Genomic DNA, 18640 nt, shown 5'->3' with positions numbered 1-18640 from the left:
GCGCACGGGGGTGGACGAAGGGTCCGCCTGCTGATGTCCCCGGATGGACAGAAGGTCAGAGGAACAGCATGGCGCAGGGTTCTGTGAAGTGGTTCAACGCCGAGAAGGGCTACGGCTTCATCGCGCAGGACGGCGGCGGTGCCGACGTCTTCGTGCACTACTCGGCGATCGAGTCGAACGGGTACCGCACGCTCGACGAGGCGCAGCGGGTCGAGTTCGAGATCACCCAGGGGCCGAAGGGCCCGCAGGCGGAGAAGGTCCGCCCGCTCTGACGTCCACGACGTCCTGCGGTCGGTTCGCCCGGTCGTAGCAGCAGCGCAGGAGCCGCGTCCCCTCCCGGGGGCGCGGCTCCTGGCGTGTCAGCCCTCGCGCGGCGCCCGCGCGTGCTCGTCGGTCGCCGGCCGCGCGGTCGTGGCGTCGCCGGGAGCGGGTCCCTCGAACGTGGGGTCGGCGGACCCGGGGTCCGCGGGCGTGGGGTCCAGGAGGGGCGCCGCCGGGCCGACGAAGGTCCGCAGCTCGCCCCCCACGAGGACGCGCGCCGGCACGGCCAGCGAGCGCACGGCGCGCGCGAGGCCCGGGCCGGCCAGGCCGGGGCCGGCGCCTCCCGGCGCGACCGCGGCGAGCACCACGTTCCCGTACCGGCGGCCCTTGAGCTGTGCGGGCTCGGCGATCGCCGCGACGCGCCCCTCCTCCAGGGCGCCGGCGCCCGTGCCCTCCCCGAACGCGGCCGCGAGCGTCGTCAGCTCGCGCCGCACCGACGCGAGGGGCGGCCGGTCCGCGCAGTTGACCAGGTAGACGCCCCCCGGTCGCAGGACGCGCCGCACCTCCTCGGCCATGCCGAGGGTCACGAGGTGGTCGGGCGTGCGGTCGCCGTGGAAGACGTCCCGGACCACGACGTCGAACGACGCGTCGGCGAGCCCCTCCACCGCGTGCCGGGCGTCGTCGGGCCGCAGCCGCAGCCGCGGGGAGCGCGGCAGGTCGAACCAGGCGCGCACGAGCTCCAGGAGGCGCGCGTCGAGGTCGACCCCGAGCTGCGTCGAGCCGGGGCGGGTGTGCTCCACCCAGCGCGGCAGGCTGCACCCGGCGGCCCCGAGGTGCAGCGCACGCACGGGTCCAGGGTGGAGCTCGTCGACCACCGCGGCCATCTGCTGCATGTACTCGAACGCGAGCATCCCGGGGTCGTCCAGGTCGAGGTACGAGCTCGGCACCCCGTTGACGTAGAGGGTGACCGCCGACGGGCGGTCGGGGTCGCGCTCGACGCGCGCGGTGCCCGTCGTGGTCGCGACGGGCTCGTCCGGGAGGTCGGACGCCGCAGGCCCACCACGCGCGGGGCCCCGACGCCGGGGCGGTGTGGGTGGTGCGGAGGACCCTGGAGGGCGTCGGGAGGTACGGCGAGCCATGTGCCCACGGTACGGGCTGTCGGCGTCCGGCACGTTGACAGGATCGAACAGGTGTTCGATAGTGGAGCAGGAGGTGCGCGATGTCGAACGAAGCAGGCGCGAGGGCGCAGGTCGTGGTTCCCGCCGAGGTCCGGCGGCTGCTCGCCCGCGCGGACGCGGAGCTCGTCGCGGCGGCGCTCGCGCAGGACGCGGGGGAGCGGTTCGTCCACGCCCACCTCGGCGCGCTGCGGGCAGCCGCCGCGGTCGTCGCGCTCCGTGCGCGCCCCGTGCGCCGTGGGCGCGCCCGCTCGGTGTGGGAGCAGCTCGCGGACGCCGAGCCCGCGCTCGCCGCGTGGTCGGTGTACTTCGCGAGCGGCGCGCGCGTCCGCGCCGCCGTGGACGCCGGGCGGTTCGACGAGGTCGACCCGCGTCGCGCCGACGAGCTCGTCGCGTGCGCCGAGGACTTCCGCGACGAGGTCGCGATGCTGGTCGACCCGGACGCCGGCTTCGTCCGGCTCCCCGGGCTGCGTACGGTGGCGTCGTGACGACCCGGCCGGTCGGCCCGCGGGCACGGTGAGCACCCGATGAGCCGGGGTCCTCGTGCCGTCGTCCGCCGGGACTGGGGCGACGACGAGAGCGGCTGCTCGATCCTGCACGTCGACATGGACGCGTTCTTCGCCTCGGTCGAGCTCGCGCGGCGTCCCCAGCTCGTCGGGCGACCGGTCATCGTCGGCGCTGCCGAGCGGGGAGTCGTCCTGGCTGCCACCTACGAGGCGCGCGCGTTCGGCGTCCATTCGGCGATGCCCATGACGACCGCACGCCGGCTGTGCCCGCAGGCGGTCGTCGTGCCGCCGGACCACACGCGGTACCACGAGGTCTCGCGCTCGGTCATGGCCGCGCTCGGCGAGATCACCGCGCTCGTGGAGCAGGTGAGCGTCGACGAGGCGTTCCTCGACGTCAGCGGCGCGCGGCGCCGCCTCGGGCCGCCCACGCGGATCGCGGCCGCGCTGCGGCGTCGGGTCCAGGCGGACCACGGGATCACGTGCTCGGTCGGGATCGCGACCACGAAGTTCGTCGCGAAGCTCGCGTCCACGCACGCCAAGCCCGACGGCATGCTGCTCGTGCCCGCCGCGGCGACGGTGCCGTTCCTGCGCACCCTGCCGGTCGGGGCGCTGTGGGGCGTGGGCGAGCGCACGGAGGCCGTCCTCGCGCAGTGGGGCATCCGGACGGTGGCCGAGCTCGCCGACACCGACGTCGCGTCCCTGCAGACGGCGGTCGGCAAGGTGTCCGGGGCGCACCTGCACGACCTCGCGTGGGGTCGTGACCCGCGCCCCGTCCAGCCGGAGCGCTCGGAGCGGAGCGTCGGCGCGGAGACGACGTTCGAGCACGACCTGCGTGACCTCGCCGCCGTGCAGGCGCGCGTGCTCGAGCTCGCCGACCGGTGCGCCGGGCGGCTCCGGCACCAGGGCCTCGTCGCCCGCACGGTGAGCGTGAAGGTCCGCACGAGCGACTTCCGGACGGTCACGCGCGCCCGCACGCTCGGCGCCCCGACGGACGTCGCGCGCGAGATCTACCTCGTCGCGCGCGAGCTCGTCGCGGGGGTGGACCTGCGAGGGCTCGCGGTCCGGCTCGTGGGGGTGCGTGCGGAAGGTCTCGAGCCGCGCGCGGAGGCCGTCGTCCAGCCCACGCTCGAGGAGGCCGTGGTGGGGACGAACGCCGTCCGACGGCGCGCGGAGGAGGCCGTCGACGCCGTCCGCGGCCGTTTCGGGGTGAGATCCATCGCGATGGGGCCCGCCCGGGCCCGCTCGACTACCACCCCCGCGGATGTCGATCTATCCTGAGGGTGTCACACGACCACCGTGGAGAATCGGGGTGCTCATGCCTCTGTCTGAGTACGAGCAGCGGGTCTTGGAGCAGATGGAGCGCGCGCTCACCTCGGACGATCCGCGGTTGGCGAACACGCTCCAGGCCCCTCGACGTCGCTCTGCGCTGCGCTACGTCCTGGCCGGTGTCGGCGTCGTGGGAGGGCTGCTCCTGCTGGTGCTGGGCGCCGCGCTCTCGCAGACCTGGCTCGGCGTCATCGGCTTCGTCCTCATGTTCGCCGGCGTCGTGCTGGTCTTCCAGGCACCGCGCGCCTCCCGCAAGGGACCGGTCGGCACCGTCGAGGCCGACGGCACCGTCCGGCCGGCCGCAGCGAGCAGGACCTCGCGCAAGTCGTTCCTCAGCCGACTCGAAGAGCGCTGGGACCGTCGGCGCGAGCAGGACGGTCGCTGAGCGACCTCTCGATCCCCTCGACGGCGGCGTCGACGAGCGCCTGGAGACGCTCCGGGGTGACCGTCTCGCGCGGACGCGGGGCGTAGCGCTCCGCCTCGAGCGCCGCCGCGAGGGCCGTGAGCGCCTCGGCCAGGTCCTCGTCCCCGGCATCGGTCCCGCGTCGCGCCTGCAGGGTCGCGACGACGACGGCGGGCACGCGGCGCGGCGTCGTGGACGACGGCCACCGCACGTCCAGCGCACCGAGCCGTGCCACGAGCTCGGCCCAGGCGTCCTCGGCGTCCCGCAGGCTCTCCGCCTCGGTGCGTCGGCGCAGCACGAACCACAGCCCTGCGGCGAGCACCGCCGCGACGAGCAGCGCCACGCCCACGACGAGCGGCCACGAGGTGGAGTCCTCCTGCGTGCCGCCCGTCGTGCCGGCCCCCGGGGCGGTGGGTGCCGGCGTCGCCGGCGCTGACGGCGCGGCCGTGGTGGCGCCCGGCGTCGGGACGTTCCCCGGGTCTGCCGGGCCGCCGGGCGTGACGGCGACCGGGGTGGCCCACGTCGGCGTCGGACCGGTCTGCTGGGCGGGCGTCGGCTCGAAACGCACCCAGCCCTGGCCCGGGAAGTACAGCTCGGGCCATGCGTGGGAGTCGCGACCCGTGACCTGGTAGCTCGACTCGTCGACCCGCTCGCCCGGCAGGAACCCGACGCCCAGCCGCGCGGGGATGCCGAGCGTGCGGGCCATCATCGTCATCGACGTCGCGAACTGGACGCAGTAGCCCGTCCGGTCCTGGAGGAAGTCCCAGACTGCGTCGCCCGAGGTGCCCGGCGGCACCTCGGTGGAGTACGTGAACTGCGAGATGTCGCGGAAGTAGGTCTGCAGCGCGAGCGCCTGGTCGTAGCGCGTCGTCGCGCCGTCGACGACGGACGTCGCGAGGTCGCGGATGTCCTGCTCGTGCTCCGTCGCGGGCACGTCGAGGTAGTTGGGGTCGTCGGGGTCCGCGCCGCTGGCGCCGCGCAACGCGTCGGCGTCGAGCGGCCGCGGGAAGACCGTGACCTCGTAGGACGTGCCCGCGCCCGTCGGCTGCTCACCGAGCACCTCGTCGCGCACGTCGTCGTACGCCCAGTCGCCGTCGATGCCGACGGCGCGCGGCTCGGTCGGCAGCGGCAGCTTGGTGTCGCGCAGCGACTCGAGCGTGACGCGCAGCGACGTCGGGTCCCCGGTGGCGCCCGGGTCGTCGGGCCACAGGACCTGCTCGCCGCCGTCGATGGGGGTGCCGTCGCGGTCCGCGCCACGGCGCCAGTTGGTGCCGTCGAAGCCGGTGAGCGTGAAGACCCGCAGGGGACCGACGCCCTCGCCGTCGGTCCGGTAGCGCAGGACCACCTCGCCCGAGCGCTCGGCGAGGTCGCGCCGCATGTCCAGGTCGTCGGAGAGCCGGACCGTCTGGCCGGTCGAGGAGAACAGGCGCGACCACGACGCCGACGCCACCTCGGGGAGCGAGGCGCTCGCCGACCCGAGGCCGAGCGCGGTGACCGCCACGGCGACCGCCACGACGAGCGCGCCCGCGGCACGCAGGCCTCCGGCGGCGCGGTCCTCCGGGCGTCGCGCGGACGCCCCGCGGCGGACGGCGCGGTGCGGGTTGTCCACCGCGAGGAGGAGCACGAGGGCGGTGACCGTCACGACGAACGCGAGCGGCGGGATCTCGCCGACGATGACGAGCCCGGGCACCCACAGGGCGAGGAGCGGCAGCGCGACCCCCGCGCCGAGCCGCAGCCCGCCGGCCATGAGGTCGGCGACGACGAACACCACGACCGCGCCGCCGACCGCCAGGAGAGCGATGGGCAGGCTGGGGTCGATCGGGGCGACCTCCGCGAGCGTGAGGTCGCGCGCGGTGCCCAGGCGGGACACGACGCGGTCCACGTTGGACAGGCCGATGAGGAGCGAGAACCGGTCCGTCGGCCCGCCGTACAGCCCGAGCAGGGCCCACAGCCCGACGACGAGCCCCGCGAGCGACGGCAGGAGCGCCGCCGGCGGGGCGAGCACCTCGCCGCGCGCCGCGTGGCTCCGCTCGAGCGCCCAGCGGCTGAGACCGGTGACGAGCGCGAGGACGACGACGACGCGCACGACCGTGCCCGTCCAGCCGCCCGGCCCCACGACGCTCCCCAGCGCGTACGCCGACGCGACGACCGCGGTGGCGACGAGCGCGCTCGTCGCGAGCACGCGCAGGCCCGCGGAGTCCGAGGTTCCCGGCCGGGGTGCGGTCATCGTGAGCCCTCCACGAGCAGGGTCCAGGCGTGCTCGAGCGACACGGACGGGTCGACGAGCGCGGCATGCCACCCCGTCGAGCGGAGCGCGGCGACGGTCTCGACGGCGTCGGCGTGCTCGGGGGCCCACGGCCGGGTGCTCACCACGAGCGCGCGGTGGACGCCGTCCCCGGCCATCGCGGCGACGGTGTGCCGGGCCACGGAGCCGAGCGGGCCGAGCACGGCGACGGTGATCTCGCCCGGGCGGCGGTCGCGTCGCAGCGCCTCGGAGGTCGTCACGACGGAGCGGTCGGCGTCTGCCACGACCTGGTGCCCGTGCAGGTCGACCGTGGCGTCGAGCAGGTCGGCCGGGCCCTCGCCGGACCGGTTGACGCGGAAGCCGGTGCCGGAGACCACCGCGGCGAGCGACGTGGGGACGAGGCGGACGGGGTGCCCCGCCTGGAGCAGCGACACCCCGATCGACGCCGCGCACTCGACGGCCCACTCGCCGTCGGCCAGCGCACGCGGGCTCGACGCGGCGAGCTCCGGGTGGGGCAGGAGGCCGCGGTCGAGGAGCACGGTCACGGGTGGCAGGCCCGCGCTCTCGTCGGAGCGCACCATGAGCTGGCCGCGGCGCGCGGCGCTGACCCAGTGCACGCGGCGGGGGTCGTCACCGGCGACGTAGTCGCGCAGGACCGAGTCGTCGCTCGACGCGAGCCGGGCGCCGGAGGCCGAGCGCTCGTGCTCGCCGAACGCGCGGCTCCCGCGCACGGGCAGCTCGACGGTGCGCGGCCAGACTGCCACGGCCGTCGGGTCGCCGAGCTCCTGCGTCGCGCTGACGAGGCCGAACAGGTCGGTCCGCGTCGTGAGGAGCGGGCCGAGCGGCCACCGGCCGCGGCGCAGCGGCCGCAGGCGGTACCGCACGGCGATGTGGTCGCCGACCGTCGCGACCTGCGCGCGCAGCGAGCCCTGGTCGGACAGCTCGTGCGCGGCCTGCTCGCTGATGCGCAGGCGTGCGAGCGTGGAGGCCGTCGACGACGTCGTGCGCGCCGCCGCGACGGTCAGGCGCGCGGTCGTGAGCTGGCCGCGCACGGCGGGGTTGGGCTGGACCCGGCGCGTCACGTGCAGCGCGCCGCGCCCCCGGTCGATGCGCCGGGCCGCCATCCAGCACCACGCGGCCCCCACGGCGAGGAGCCCCGCCGCGCCGAGCCCGACGAGGTCCGGCAGGCCGAGCGTGACGCCGAGCACCACGAGCGCGGCGCCCGCACCGAGGACCACGACGCCGCGGCGGGTCGGGCGCGCGCTGGCGAGGCTCCTGGTCCTGCGCCGGAGCCGCGCGAGGAACGACGGGCCGCGCACGTCAGCGTCGCTCGGTCGCGTCCAGGGCGGGGATCGGCGTCTGCGCCACGAGGGACGCGACGACGGCCTCGGCGTCCTGGCCCGAGAGCCGTGCCTCGGTGGTGACGACGAGCCGGTGCGCGAGCACGGGCACCGCGAGGTACTGCACGTCGTCGGGGAGGACGTGGTCGCGCCCCGCCATCGCGGCCAGGGCCTTCGCCGCGCGCAGGAGCTGGAGCGTCGTGCGGGGGGAGGCGCCGAGGCGCAGGCCCGGGTGCTCGCGCGTCCCGGTGACCAGCGCGAGGACGTAGCGCTTGACGGCCGTGGACGCGTGGACCGAGCGCGCGACCTCGGCGAACCGCAGCACGTCCGCCCCGGTGGTCACGGGCCGCAGGTGCGCGAGCGGGTTGTCCGACTCCTGGCGGTCGAGCATCCGGAGCTCGGCGTCGACGTCGGGGTACCCCACGGTGAGCCGTGCCATGAAGCGGTCGCGCTGGGCCTCGGGGAGCGGGTAGGTGCCCTCCATCTCGACCGGGTTCTGGGTCGCGACGACGAGGAACGGGCTCGGGAGCATGTGGGTCGTGCCGTCGACCGTCGTCTGGCCCTCCTCCATGCACTCCAGGAGCGCCGACTGCGTCTTGGGGGAGGCGCGGTTGATCTCGTCGCCGATGACGATGTTGGAGAAGACGGGGCCGGGCCGGAACTCGAACTCGTGGTTCGCGGCGCGGTAGATGTTGACGCCGGTGAGGTCGCTCGGCAGGAGGTCGGGCGTGAACTGGATGCGGCCGACCTTGCAGTCGATCGTGCGCGCCAGCGCCTTGGCGAGCGTCGTCTTGCCGACGCCGGGGACGTCCTCGACGAGAAGGTGCCCCTGTGCCAGGAGGACGGCGACGGTGACGGTCACGAGGTCCGGTCGCCCGGTGACTACCGACTCGATGCCGGAGCGGATCCGTCCGGTGGTCTCGACCAGCTCGTCGAGACCGGCGAGGCGTCCTGAGCCGGGCTCGTCGGAGGGCGCGACAGGGGCGATGTCGGGGAGCACGGGGACCTCCGTCGTCGGTGGCGCAGGGCCGCGGACCGGCGAGACCGCGGGTGGGAAGAGCCTAGTAGACGGTGGGAGGTCCGCCGACCCCGGCCAGGGGGCGCGCGGTCCGGGGTCGGCGGACCCGTGCCCCCTCCCTCTCCCTCCACGGGCGCCGGGCGCCGCCGCCCAGGACCCGTCGGACGGCTCCTGGAAGCGGTCGCCCCCCGACGACGGTCCCGCCGGACGCGGCCGCGACGCGCCCTGGGGAGTCCTCCCCTCCGCCGCGCTCCAGCCCGTCTGACCTGCGGAGATCCTGCGAAGACGGGTGAAACCTGGGACTTTCGCCGAGAGCGGTGGAGGGAAGTGGAGTACCGTGGAGCAGAAGGGAGCAGGAGGGGAGGTGCCAGGTGCATGTCCGGCTTCGTGGACGACGTGCTCGGCGGTTCCTCCGGCCTGCTCCTGGGCACCTTCACGCCGCGTCTGGACGACAAGGGGAGGCTCATCCTCCCCGCGAAGTTCCGGTCGCGGCTCGCACCGGGTCTCGTCATGACGCGGGGGCAGGAGCGCTGTCTGTTCCTGCTGCCGATGGACGAGTTCCGGCGCATGTACGACCAGATCCGGCAGGCGCCGGTGACGAGCAAGCAGGCCCGGGACTACCTGCGCGTCTTCCTCTCGGGGGCGAGCGACGAGATCCCGGACAAGCAGGGACGTGTCTCGATCCCCGCGCCCCTGCGGGCGTACGCGGGGCTCGACCGCGACGTCGCCGTGATCGGCGCCGGCACGCGCGTCGAGATCTGGGACGCGCAGGCGTGGGAGACGTACCTCGCGGAGCAGGAGTCGGCGTACTCCGACACCGCGGAGGAGGTGTTCCCGGACCTGCGCTTCTAGGGCCGAGCACCACCGGCTCCGCACGGTGAGGCCTCCTCCCGCCCGGTCTGGCGCACTTCCCCGGCGCCAGAAAGGACGCGGAGGGAGACCTGACCGTACGGCGCCCGCAGCACAGCACGACCAGCAGCAGCACCGCAGCACGACGACCAGCACGGAGAGGAGGAGGACGTGACGAGCACCCCCGACGACGCCGCCGAGCGGCACGTCCCGGTCCTCCTCCAGCGCTGCGTCGACCTGCTCGCGCCCGCGCTCGGCGAGCCGGGCTCCGTGCTCGTCGACTGCACGCTCGGCATGGGCGGCCACACGGAGGCCGTCCTGGAGCAGGTGCCGACGGCGCGCGTGGTCGGCATCGACCGCGACCCCGAGGCGATTGACCGCGCGTCGCGCCGGCTCGCCCGGTTCGGCGACCGCTTCCGCGCCGTGCACGCCGTGTACGACGAGATCGAGGACGTCGTCGCGGACGTGGTCGGCGCACCGGTCCAGGGCGTGCTCATGGACCTCGGCGTCTCCTCGCTCCAGATCGACGAGACGGAGCGCGGGTTCTCCTACGCGCACGACGCACCGCTCGACATGCGCATGGACCCGACCGTGGGCCTCACGGCCGCGGACGTGCTCAACACGTACGACGAGCGCGCGCTCACCCGGATCCTGCGCGACTACGGCGAGGAGCGGTTCGCGCAGCGGATCGCGCGGGCCGTGGTGCGCCGGCGCGAGCAGCAGCCGTGGGAGCGCAGCGCGGACCTCGTCGACCTCGTCCGCGCGTCGATCCCGGCGGCCACCCGCACGACGGGCGGCAACCCCGCCAAGCGCACGTTCCAGGCGCTGCGCATCGAGGTGAACGGCGAGCTCGAGGTCCTCGAGCGCGCGGTCCCCGCCGCGGTGGACGTGCTCGCCGTGGGCGGGCGCATCGTCGTCGAGTCGTACCACTCGCTCGAGGACCGCATCGTCAAGCGCGTGCTCGCCGCCGGCGCGACGATCAGCGCGCCCGCCGGCCTGCCGGTCGTGCCCGAGCAGGACGAGCCGTACCTGCGCCTGCTGACCCGGGGGGCCGAGGAGGCGCCGGCCGGGGAGCGCGAGACGAACCCGCGGTCCGCGTCCGTGCGCCTGCGAGCCGCCGAGCGCACCCGCCCGACACCGCCGCACCGCCGCCCGTCCGCCGTTCGCCGCTCGCCGGCGCCCGGCCACCGACCGACCGACCGACCGCACGACCCGGGGGAGACGACACGATGAGCGCACAGAGGTCGACCGCCGCCCGCCCGCTCCCGCGCCCGGCCCGGCCGGCGCCCGCACCGCGCCCGTCGCTGACCGCCCTGCCGGGCGGCGCGTCCGAGCGGGCGCTGCGCTCGCGTCTCGAGCTCGTCCGGGCGCCGCTGCAGGCGCGGTCCAAGGTCCCGTTCCTCGTCGTCTGCATGTCGATCCTCGGCGCCGCGCTCCTGTGTGCTCTCCTGGTGAACACGACGATGGCGCGCAACTCCTACGAGATGTCGGAGCTGCGCCGGGAGGTGAGTCGCGTGGCCCAGGACACGCAGAGCCTGCAGCTGCAGGTCGCCGAGCAGAGGACGGCGCTGCCGGAGACCGCGCGCGGGCTCGGCATGGTCGAGGCGCAGGACCCGGCGATGGTCCGCCTGTCCGACGGCACGGTGCTCGGCGTGGCGCAGGAGGGGGCGGGGGAGTGACGCAGGGCACGGGTGCCGGGCGCACCGGCCGGTCACGACCGGCGGCGGGCGCCCCGCGCCCCCGTCCCGCCACCGCGGCCTCCCGGGCCTCCTCGGGAGGCCGTCCTGCGTCCACCGGTCAGGCCGCGGGTGCTCGCTCCGGAGGTCCCGTGCCCGCGCGCACCGCCTCGACGGGCACCGCCTCGGCGCGCGCCGCGTCCGGTCGCGCCTCGACGGCGCGCACCACGTCCGGTCGCGTGCCGACCACGCGCAGCACGTCGGGGCGTGCCCCGGTGTCGCGGGCGCCGCGCGGGGCCGGCCGCCCGCCGGCCCGTCCGGCCCGAGGGACCCGCGAGCCCGGCCGGCCCGAGCGTCGGCAGCGCTGGCTCATCGTCGTCGCGGGCGTGATCACCGCGGTGTTCATCGCGCAGCTCGTCAACGTCCAGGTCCTCCGCGGGCCCGCGCTCGCGGCCGAGGCCCAGAACGACCGCACGCGCAGCTCGACGACGATCGCGCACCGCGGCGACATCACGGACGCCGACGGCGTGGTGCTCGCGACCTCCGTGGACCGGTACACCGTCGCGGCCGACCTCCAGGCGATCGCGCGCTTCGAGCCCCGTGCCGGCGACCTGGTCAACGGCGAGCCGCTCGAGGAGGGCGGGGCGGTGGGCGTCGCGAAGCTGCTCGCCCCGATCCTCGACCGGTCCGCGGTCGAGCTCGCGGCCGACCTCGTCGGCACGTCGCGGTACCTCGTCCTGGAGAAGGACGTCACGCCCGAGGTGCAGCGCCAGATCGCCGACCTGCGGCTGTCCGCGTTCGTCAGCACGACGATGACGAGCGAGCGCACGTACCCGGCGGGCACGGTCGCTGGCAACCTCGTGGGCTTCGTCAACGACGAGCAGACGGGCGGCGGCGGCATCGAGGCGTCGTACGACGACGTCCTGGCCGGGACGCCGGGCTCGCGCCGGTGCGAGGCAGGGCTCGGCGGACAGCTCATCCCGACGGGTCGGTGCGACGTCGTCGAGGCGGTGCCCGGCCTGAACGTGCGCCTCACGACGGTGCGCGACGTGCAGTGGAAGGCTCAGGACGCGATCGACCGGGCGGTGAGCGAGACGGGGGCGGAGTACGCGATCGCCGTCGTGCAGGACGTCCGCACGGGCGAGGTGCTCGCGCTCGCGGACTCGGGCACGGTGAACCCGAACGACCGCTCGACGGACGCCGTCGCCCGCCCGAGCCGCGCCGTCGCGAACGTGTTCGACCCCGGGTCGACGGGCAAGGTCATCACGATGGCGGCGGCCATCGAGGGCGGCCACGCGGACGCCGGGTCGCGGTTCGAGGTGCCCGACCGCTACACCACCCCGAACGGTCAGACGTTCAAGGACTCGCACGACCACCCCGTCGAGCGCCTGACGCTCGCGGGCATCCTCGCGGAGTCGTCGAACACGGGCACGGTCCAGGTCGGCGAGAAGATCCCCAAGCAGGTCCGCTACGACTACCTGCGCAAGTTCGGCTTCGGCCAGAAGTCCGGCCTCGGGCTGCCCGGCGAGTCGGCGGGCATCCTGCACCCCGCGGACTCGTGGGACGGCCGCACCGAGTACGCGGTCCTCTTCGGCCAGAGCGTGTCGGTCAACGCGATCCAGGCGACGAGCGTCTTCTCGACGATCGCGAACGGCGGGGTCCGCGCGACGCCGAGCATCGTCGCCGGGACGACGGACGAGCGCGGCGAGCTCGTGCCCGCGGAGCGTCCGGCGCCGGAGCGCGTCGTGTCCCAGGAGACGGCGGACACGGTGCTGCACATGATGGAGTCCGTCGTGGAGGAGGGCACCGGCTCGAGCGCCTCGGTGCCCGGCTACCGCGTCGCGGGCAAGACCGGCACCGCGGAGGCGGCGGGCGACGACGGGCGGCTGTCCGGGATCATGGCGTCGTTCATCGGCGTCGCGCCCGCGGACGACCCGCGGTTCACCGTGTCGGTGTTCCTCAAGAACCCGCACTCGTCGATCTTCGGTGGCGTCGTCGCGGCCCCGGTGTTCAGCGAGATCATGGGCTTCACCCTCGAGCACGAGGGCGTCCAGCCGAGCACCGAGCCCTACGTGCCGCTCCCGACGACGTGGTGAACCTCACCGCCCCTCTCCCGGTCCCCGGTGAAGGTCCCGTGAAGCGCGCCCCGGCCCGGGTGCAGCCGCCAGCGGGCTTGCGGGGCGGCCCGTCCCGGCACGGTAGGTTCTACACGTGACATCCCCGATCGACCGTCTTCGCCCTGCCACGACCACCCGTCGGTCGGTGGCGGACCTGGCAGCACGGTTCGGGCTCGACGTCCGCGCGGGTGGCGCGGCCGCCGCACCGGGCTCCGCCGAGGTGTGGTCGGTGGCGTCGGACGACCGCGCCGCCGACGCGGGCGACCTCTTCGTGGCGCTGCCCGGCGCCCGCGCGCACGGGGCGCGGTTCGCGCCCGCCGCCGTGGGCCGCGGCGCCCGTGCCGTCCTCACGGACGCCGAGGGCGCCGACCTGCTCGCGGACGCCGGCCTCGACGTGCCGGTGCTCGTCGCCCCCGACCCCCGCGCGCTCCTCGGCCCCGTCGCGGCCTGGGTGTACGGCGCCCCCGCGCAGGACCTCACGACGTTCGGTGTGACGGGCACGAACGGCAAGACCACGACGACGTACCTCGTCGACCACGCGCTGCGCGCGCTCGGCTGGACGGGCGGCCTCATCGGCACCGTGGAGATGCGCTCCGGCGACCGGGTGCTGCCGAGCCGCCTCACGACCCCGGAGGCGGCCGACCTCCAGGCCCTGCTCGCGGCGATGCGCGAGGACGGCGTGCGCACGCTCGCGATGGAGGTCTCGTCGCACGCGCTCGCGCTCCACCGCGTCGACGGGCTCGTCTACGACGTCGTGGGCTTCACGAACCTCAGCCAGGACCACCTCGACTTCCACGGCGACCTCCAGGAGTACTTCGAGGCCAAGGCGCTGCTGTTCACGCCCGAGCACGCGCGCCGCGGCGTCGTCGTGGTCGACGACGCGTGGGGCGAACGCATGGTCTCGGCCGCGCGCGTCCCGGTCGCCACGCTGCGCGTGAGCCCCAGCGCGGCGGGCGACGAGCAGCCCGCGGCGGACTGGACCGTGCACGACGTCGAGCCGTCGGAGGCAGGTGGCTCGACGTTCACGCTGCGGCACCGCGACGGCCGGAGCGTGCGCACGACGACGTCGCTGCCCGGGCACTTCAACGTCGCCAACGCCGCCCTCGCCCTGGCCCTCGTGCTCGAGGCGGGCACGGACGCGCGCGACCTCGAGACGGCCCTCGCGGCGGCCGGCGGGCTCGACCCGGCGGTCCCGGGCCGCATGGAGGTCGTCTCGGAGCCACCCCACCGGCCGCGCGTCGTCGTCGACTTCGCCCACAACCCGGACGCTCTCGCCCTCGCGCTCGACGCGCTGCGGCCCACCACGACGGGCCGGCTCGTGGTCGTGTTCGGCGCGACCGGCGACCGGGACCGCGGCAAGCGGCCCACGATGGGCGGCGTCGCGGTCGAGGGCGCCGACGTCGTGGTCGTGACCGACGACGACCCGCACGGCGAGGACCCGGCCGCGATCCGCGCGGAGGTGCTGCCCGGCGCCCACGCGGCGCGCGAGGCCGCGGCCGCCGCACCCGAGCCGCGCGACGTCGTCGTGCTCGAGGTCGCGCCCCGCGCCCGGGCGATCCGCGAGGCGATCCTCGCCGCGGGCCCGGACGACACGGTGCTCGTCGCGGGCCGCGGCCACGAGGTGTGGCAGGAGATCGCCGGCGTCGACCACCCCCTGGACGACCGCGTCGAGGCGCGCGCCGCGCTCGAGGAGCGCCCCGCGACGACGCCGCCCCACGACACCCCCGACCTGAAGGAGCACCACGCATGATCGAGCTCACTGCGGCGCAGGTGGCCGCAGCGACCGGCGGACGCCTGTCCGCCGACCCGGAGGTCCGGGTCGGGGGGCCCGTCGTCGTCGACTCGCGCCGGGTCGCGCCGGGGTCGCTCTTCGTGGCGCTGCCGGGCGAGCACGTCGACGGTCACGACTACGCCGCCGGCGCCGTCGAGGCGGGCGCGACGCTCGTCCTCGCCGCGCGCGAGCTCGACGTGCCGTGCGTCGTCGTGGACGACGTCCAGGCCGCGCTCGGCGAGCTGGCCCGCCACGTGCTCGCGACGCTGCGCGAGCGCGGCGACGTGCGCGTGGTCGGCGTCACGGGTTCCGTGGGCAAGACCACGACGAAGGACCTGCTCGGCCAGCTCCTGCGCCCCGAGGGCCCCACCGTGGTGCCGCGCGGGTCGTTCAACAACGAGATCGGCCTGCCGCTCACGGTGCTGGAGGCCGACGAGTCCACGCGCTTCCTCGTGCTGGAGATGGGCGCGAGCGGCGTGGGTCACCTCACCTACCTCACGCGCATCGCGCCCCCGGACGTCTCGGTCGTGCTCGTCGTGGGCAGCGCTCACCTGGGCGAGTTCGGCGGGATCGAGGCCGTGGCGCGCGCCAAGTCCGAGATCGTCACGGGCCTCGCGCCCGGCGGCGTGGCCGTGCTCAACGCGGACGACCTGCGGGTCGCGGCGATGGCCGACGTCGCGCCGGGGGAGGTCGTCACGTTCGGGACGATCCCCGCGGCGGACGTGCGCGCGGAGGACCTGGGCATCGACCGCACGGGCCGGGCGTCCTTCACGCTGCGCGTGCGCCCCGGCGCGTCGGGCGACGCGACGCGCGGCGAGGGCACGAGCGCGCGCGTGACCCTCGGCCTCGTCGGCGAGCACCACGTGACGAACGCGCTCGCGGCCGCGACGGCCGCGCTGCGCCTCGGCGTCGCGCTGCCCGACGTCGTGGCCCGGCTGTCCGACGCGCGCGCCCTGAGCCCGCACCGGATGCAGGTCACCGAGCGTCCCGACGGCATCACGGTGATCGACGACTCCTACAACGCCAACCCGGACTCGATGCGCGCCGCGCTCAAGGCGCTCGCCGTCATGGCGGGGCGCGACCGGCGGTCCGTCGCCGTGCTCGGCGAGATGCTGGAGCTCGGCGAGGACTCGCGCGTCGCGCACGACGACATCGGCCGGCTCGTGGTCCGATTGAACGTCAAGCTGCTCGTCGTGGTCGGCGAGGGTGCCGGCGGGATCCACGACGGCGCGACCCAGGAGGGGTCGTGGGGCGACGAGACGCGCTTCGTCCCCGACGTCGAGGCGGCGTCCGCGCTGCTGCGCGACGAGCTGCAGGAGGGGGACGTCGTGCTCGTGAAGGCCTCGAACGGGTCCGGGCTGTGGCGGCTCGGCGACGAGCTGGCGGCCGCAGGCGCCGGTGCGGCAGGAGGTGAACGCGCGTGATCGCGATCATCGTCGCGGCGGGCGTCTCCCTGCTCGTCGCGCTCTTCGGGACGCCGCTGTTCATCCGGTTCCTCGTGCACCGCAACTACGGGCAGTTCGTCCGCCAGGACGGCCCGACGGCGCACTTCACCAAGCGCGGGACGCCCACGATGGGCGGGGTCGTCATCATCGGCGCGACGCTGCTCGGCTGGGCGATGTCGTACGTCGTCTCGGGGCGGTTCCCGAGCGTGTCCGCCCTGCTCGTCCTGTTCCTCATGACGGGGCTCGGGATCGTCGGCTTCCTCGACGACTTCACGAAGATCCGCAAGCAGCGCAGCCTCGGGCTCACGGCCCGCGCGAAGATCATCGGCCAGGGCGCGGTCGGGATCGCGTTCGCGGTGCTCGCGCTGCAGTTCCCCAACGAGCACGGCCGCACGCCGGCGTCGACGCGCATCTCCTTCCTGCGCGACACGAACCTCGACCTCGCGTTCGCGGGCGTCACGGTGGGGCTGATCCTGTTCGTGCTCTGGGCCAACTTCCTCATCACCGCATGGTCGAACGCGGTCAACCTCACCGACGGTCTCGACGGGCTCGCGACGGGCGTCTCGCTCATCGTGTTCGGCTCGTACGTGCTCGTGGGCATCTGGCAGCTCAACCAGACCTGCCAGCGCCTCGCGTCGGCGGGGCCGAGCTGCTACGAGACGCGCGACCCGCAGGACCTCGCGATCGTGGCCGCCGCGATCGTCGGCGCGTGCTTCGGGTTCCTGTGGTGGAACGCGAGCCCCGCGAAGATCTTCATGGGCGACACGGGATCGCTCGCGCTCGGCGGCGCGCTCGCAGGCCTGTCGATCCTCACGCGCACCGAGTTCCTCGCGCTCATCATCGGCGGCCTCTTCGTCATCATCGTGCTCTCCGACGTCATCCAGATCGGGTTCTTCAAGATGACCGGGCGGCGCGTGTTCAAGATGGCGCCGCTGCACCACCACTTCGAGCTGTCCGGGTGGGGCGAGGTCACGATCGTCATCCGCTTCTGGCTCATCGCCGGGCTGTTCGCGGCGCTGGGCATCGGGATCTTCTACGCCGAGTGGGTGGTCGGCTAGTGGCACGCGACCCCCACGACCTCGCCGTCCCGCTCGAGCGTGCGCGCGTCGTCGTCGCCGGTCTCGGGGTGTCCGGGCGCGCCGCCGCGGCGGCGCTCCGCCCGCGCGCGGCGTCGGTCGTCACGCTCGACGACGGCGCCGCCGACGCCGACCTGCACGACGCGGCGGACGTGGACCTCGCGGCGACGGACCTCGTCGTCGTCTCGCCGGGCTGGCGCCCGAGCCACCCGCTGCTCGTGGCCGCCGCGGAGCGCGGCGTGCCGGTGTGGAGCGAGGTCGAGCTCGCGTGGCGCCTGCGCGTCGCCGGCCCGTCGGGGCGGCCCGCGCCCTGGCTCGCCGTCACCGGGACGAACGGCAAGACGACGACCGTCGAGATGCTCGAGACGATCCTGCGGACCGCGGGCCTGCGGACGGCGGCGGTCGGCAACGTCGGGACGCCCGTGGTCGAGGCCGCGCTCGACCCGACGCTCGAGGTGCTCGCGGTCGAGCTGTCGAGCTTTCAGCTCCACTTCACGCACACGACGTCGCCCGAGGCGGGCGCCGTCCTCAACGTCGCCCCCGATCACCTCGACTGGCACGGCGGCATCGACGCCTACGCGGCCGACAAGGGCCGGGTCTTCGAGGACGCCCGGGTCGCGTGCGTCTACAACGTCGCGGACCCTCGCACCGAGGCGCTCGTGCGCGAGGCGGACGTCGTCGAGGGGGCCCGCGCCGTCGGCTTCACGCTCGGCGCCCCGGCGCGCGGCCAGCTCGGCGTCATCGAGGACGTGCTCGTCGACCGCGCGTTCCACGCGCCCGCGGACGCGCCGGACCGGCACACGCACGCCGCCGAGCTCGCGACGCTCGGCGACCTGTCGCACCTCGCGGGCGCCGACGGCGTCGTGCCCGCGCACGTCGTGGCGAACGCGCTCGCCGCGGCCGCCCTCGCACGGGCGCACGGCGTCCCGGCCGTCGCCGTCCGCGACGGGCTGCGTGCGTTCCGCACGGGGTCGCACCGCATCGAGCAGGTCGCCTCGGTCGACGGCGTCGCCTACGTCGACGACTCCAAGGCGACCAACGCGCACGCCGCGTCCGCGTCCCTCGCGGCGTTCGCGCCCGGCACCGTCGTGTGGGTCGCGGGCGGCCTCGCGAAGGGGGCGTCGTTCGACGAGCTCGTCGCGGCGCGCGCCGACCGGCTGCGTGCGGTGGTGCTGATCGGCGTCGACGCCGAGCCGTTCGCCGGTGCGCTCGCCCGACACGCGCCCGATATCCCCGTCGTGCGCGTGGATCCTGGCGACACTGGGACCGTGATGCCCCGCGCCGTCGACTCCGCCCGCCGCCTCGCGCAGGCCGGCGACACGGTGCTGCTCGCGCCCGCCGGCGCGTCGATGGACCAGTTCCGCTCGTACGCCGCGCGCGGCGAGGCGTTCGCCGAGGCGGCGCGCGCCCTGCGCCCCGACCACGGGTAGGC

The 18640-nt window shown here is 75.4% G+C and carries 17 protein-coding genes; 12 read left to right on the top strand and 5 right to left on the bottom strand.

Features of this window, described 5'->3' with window-relative positions; translation table 11 throughout:
- Positions 1 to 68 precede the first annotated feature (68 nt).
- Entirely contained in the window at positions 69 to 272 is a 204-nt protein-coding gene (locus tag RDI86_RS00380; RefSeq protein WP_034655075.1) for a cold-shock protein, read from the top strand.
- 87 nt (positions 273 to 359) lie between these two features.
- Here the strand turns inward: RDI86_RS00380 and RDI86_RS00375 are convergent, their stop codons facing one another.
- Positions 360 to 1400, bottom strand: coding sequence for a spermidine synthase (locus tag RDI86_RS00375; RefSeq protein ID WP_168945993.1), 1041 nt, complete (start codon positions 1398 to 1400; stop codon positions 360 to 362).
- Between the two features lie 80 nt (positions 1401 to 1480).
- Here RDI86_RS00375 and RDI86_RS00370 point away from each other — a divergent pair, with 80 nt between their 5' ends.
- From RDI86_RS00370 to RDI86_RS00360, 3 genes are read left to right on the top strand one after another with little or no spacing between them, the layout of a single operon-like run.
- The gene (locus RDI86_RS00370; RefSeq protein ID WP_034655077.1) at positions 1481 to 1924 is read left to right on the top strand and encodes an SAV_6107 family HEPN domain-containing protein; all 444 of its coding nucleotides are present in this window, start codon (positions 1481 to 1483) and stop codon (positions 1922 to 1924) included.
- A gap of 39 nt (positions 1925 to 1963) precedes the next feature.
- Positions 1964 to 3220 carry a DNA polymerase IV gene (dinB, locus tag RDI86_RS00365; protein WP_061267578.1) on the top strand — a complete coding sequence of 419 codons (1257 nt, stop codon included), beginning with the start codon at positions 1964 to 1966 and terminating at the stop codon, positions 3218 to 3220.
- A gap of 37 nt (positions 3221 to 3257) precedes the next feature.
- Positions 3258 to 3653: a DUF3040 domain-containing protein gene (locus RDI86_RS00360; RefSeq protein WP_168945992.1), complete on the top strand. Its 396-nt coding sequence runs from the start codon at positions 3258 to 3260 to the stop codon at positions 3651 to 3653.
- Here RDI86_RS00360 and RDI86_RS00355 read toward each other — a convergent pair.
- From RDI86_RS00355 to RDI86_RS00345, 3 genes are read right to left on the bottom strand one after another with little or no spacing between them, the layout of a single operon-like run.
- The gene (locus RDI86_RS00355; RefSeq protein ID WP_061267579.1) at positions 3601 to 5898 is read right to left on the bottom strand and encodes a DUF3488 and transglutaminase-like domain-containing protein; all 2298 of its coding nucleotides are present in this window, start codon (positions 5896 to 5898) and stop codon (positions 3601 to 3603) included. The two genes, RDI86_RS00360 and RDI86_RS00355, sit on opposite strands and share 53 nt — an antisense overlap.
- The gene (locus tag RDI86_RS00350) at positions 5895 to 7235 is read right to left on the bottom strand and encodes a DUF58 domain-containing protein (protein ID WP_163188451.1); all 1341 of its coding nucleotides are present in this window, start codon (positions 7233 to 7235) and stop codon (positions 5895 to 5897) included. The genes RDI86_RS00355 and RDI86_RS00350 overlap by 4 nt, the downstream gene beginning before the upstream one ends.
- Position 7236: 1 nt before the next feature.
- Entirely contained in the window at positions 7237 to 8244 is a 1008-nt protein-coding gene (locus tag RDI86_RS00345) for a MoxR family ATPase (RefSeq protein WP_034655085.1), read from the bottom strand.
- 447 nt (positions 8245 to 8691) lie between these two features.
- On the opposite strand from RDI86_RS00345, the gene mraZ reads away from it, so the two are divergent.
- The 3 genes from mraZ to RDI86_RS00330 all read left to right on the top strand — a co-directional run bounded on the left by mraZ (position 8692) and on the right by RDI86_RS00330 (position 10802).
- Positions 8692 to 9126, top strand: a complete 435-nt coding sequence (gene mraZ, locus RDI86_RS00340; protein WP_031316739.1) for a division/cell wall cluster transcriptional repressor MraZ — start codon at positions 8692 to 8694, stop codon at positions 9124 to 9126.
- A gap of 168 nt (positions 9127 to 9294) precedes the next feature.
- Entirely contained in the window at positions 9295 to 10356 is a 1062-nt protein-coding gene (rsmH, locus tag RDI86_RS00335) for a 16S rRNA (cytosine(1402)-N(4))-methyltransferase RsmH (protein WP_076406540.1), read from the top strand.
- Positions 10353 to 10802, top strand: coding sequence for a hypothetical protein (locus tag RDI86_RS00330; RefSeq protein WP_061267582.1), 450 nt, complete (start codon positions 10353 to 10355; stop codon positions 10800 to 10802). The genes rsmH and RDI86_RS00330 overlap by 4 nt, the downstream gene beginning before the upstream one ends.
- A 118-nt stretch (positions 10803 to 10920) precedes the next feature.
- Here RDI86_RS00330 and RDI86_RS00325 read toward each other — a convergent pair whose 3' ends face one another.
- On the bottom strand, positions 10921 to 11205 hold the full coding sequence (locus RDI86_RS00325; protein ID WP_308820387.1) for a hypothetical protein: 285 nt from the start codon (positions 11203 to 11205) through the stop codon (positions 10921 to 10923).
- Here RDI86_RS00325 and RDI86_RS00320 point away from each other — a divergent pair.
- The 5 genes from RDI86_RS00320 to murD all read left to right on the top strand — a co-directional run bounded on the left by RDI86_RS00320 (position 11186) and on the right by murD (position 18638).
- Complete coding sequence (locus RDI86_RS00320) at positions 11186 to 12895, top strand: penicillin-binding protein 2 (protein WP_308820386.1); 1710 nt, start codon at positions 11186 to 11188, stop codon at positions 12893 to 12895. The two genes, RDI86_RS00325 and RDI86_RS00320, sit on opposite strands and share 20 nt — an antisense overlap.
- Before the next feature lie 115 nt (positions 12896 to 13010).
- Positions 13011 to 14666, top strand: a complete 1656-nt coding sequence (locus tag RDI86_RS00315; protein WP_076406542.1) for a UDP-N-acetylmuramoyl-L-alanyl-D-glutamate--2,6-diaminopimelate ligase — start codon at positions 13011 to 13013, stop codon at positions 14664 to 14666.
- The gene (murF, locus tag RDI86_RS00310; protein ID WP_168945987.1) at positions 14663 to 16111 is read left to right on the top strand and encodes a UDP-N-acetylmuramoyl-tripeptide--D-alanyl-D-alanine ligase; all 1449 of its coding nucleotides are present in this window, start codon (positions 14663 to 14665) and stop codon (positions 16109 to 16111) included. The genes RDI86_RS00315 and murF overlap by 4 nt, the downstream gene beginning before the upstream one ends.
- Positions 16108 to 17190: a phospho-N-acetylmuramoyl-pentapeptide-transferase gene (gene mraY, locus RDI86_RS00305; RefSeq protein ID WP_021483305.1), complete on the top strand. Its 1083-nt coding sequence runs from the start codon at positions 16108 to 16110 to the stop codon at positions 17188 to 17190. The genes murF and mraY overlap by 4 nt, the downstream gene beginning before the upstream one ends.
- Positions 17190 to 18638, top strand: coding sequence for a UDP-N-acetylmuramoyl-L-alanine--D-glutamate ligase (gene murD, locus RDI86_RS00300; protein ID WP_061267586.1), 1449 nt, complete (start codon positions 17190 to 17192; stop codon positions 18636 to 18638). Before mraY ends, murD begins: the two co-directional genes overlap by 1 nt.
- The last annotated feature ends 2 nt before the right edge of the window (positions 18639 to 18640 follow it).

The organism is Cellulosimicrobium sp. XJ-DQ-B-000 (assembly GCF_031119065.1).
GTDB classification, from domain to species: domain Bacteria; phylum Actinomycetota; class Actinomycetes; order Actinomycetales; family Cellulomonadaceae; genus Cellulosimicrobium; species Cellulosimicrobium funkei.
This window is presented reverse-complemented; position numbering and strand designations above follow the sequence as displayed.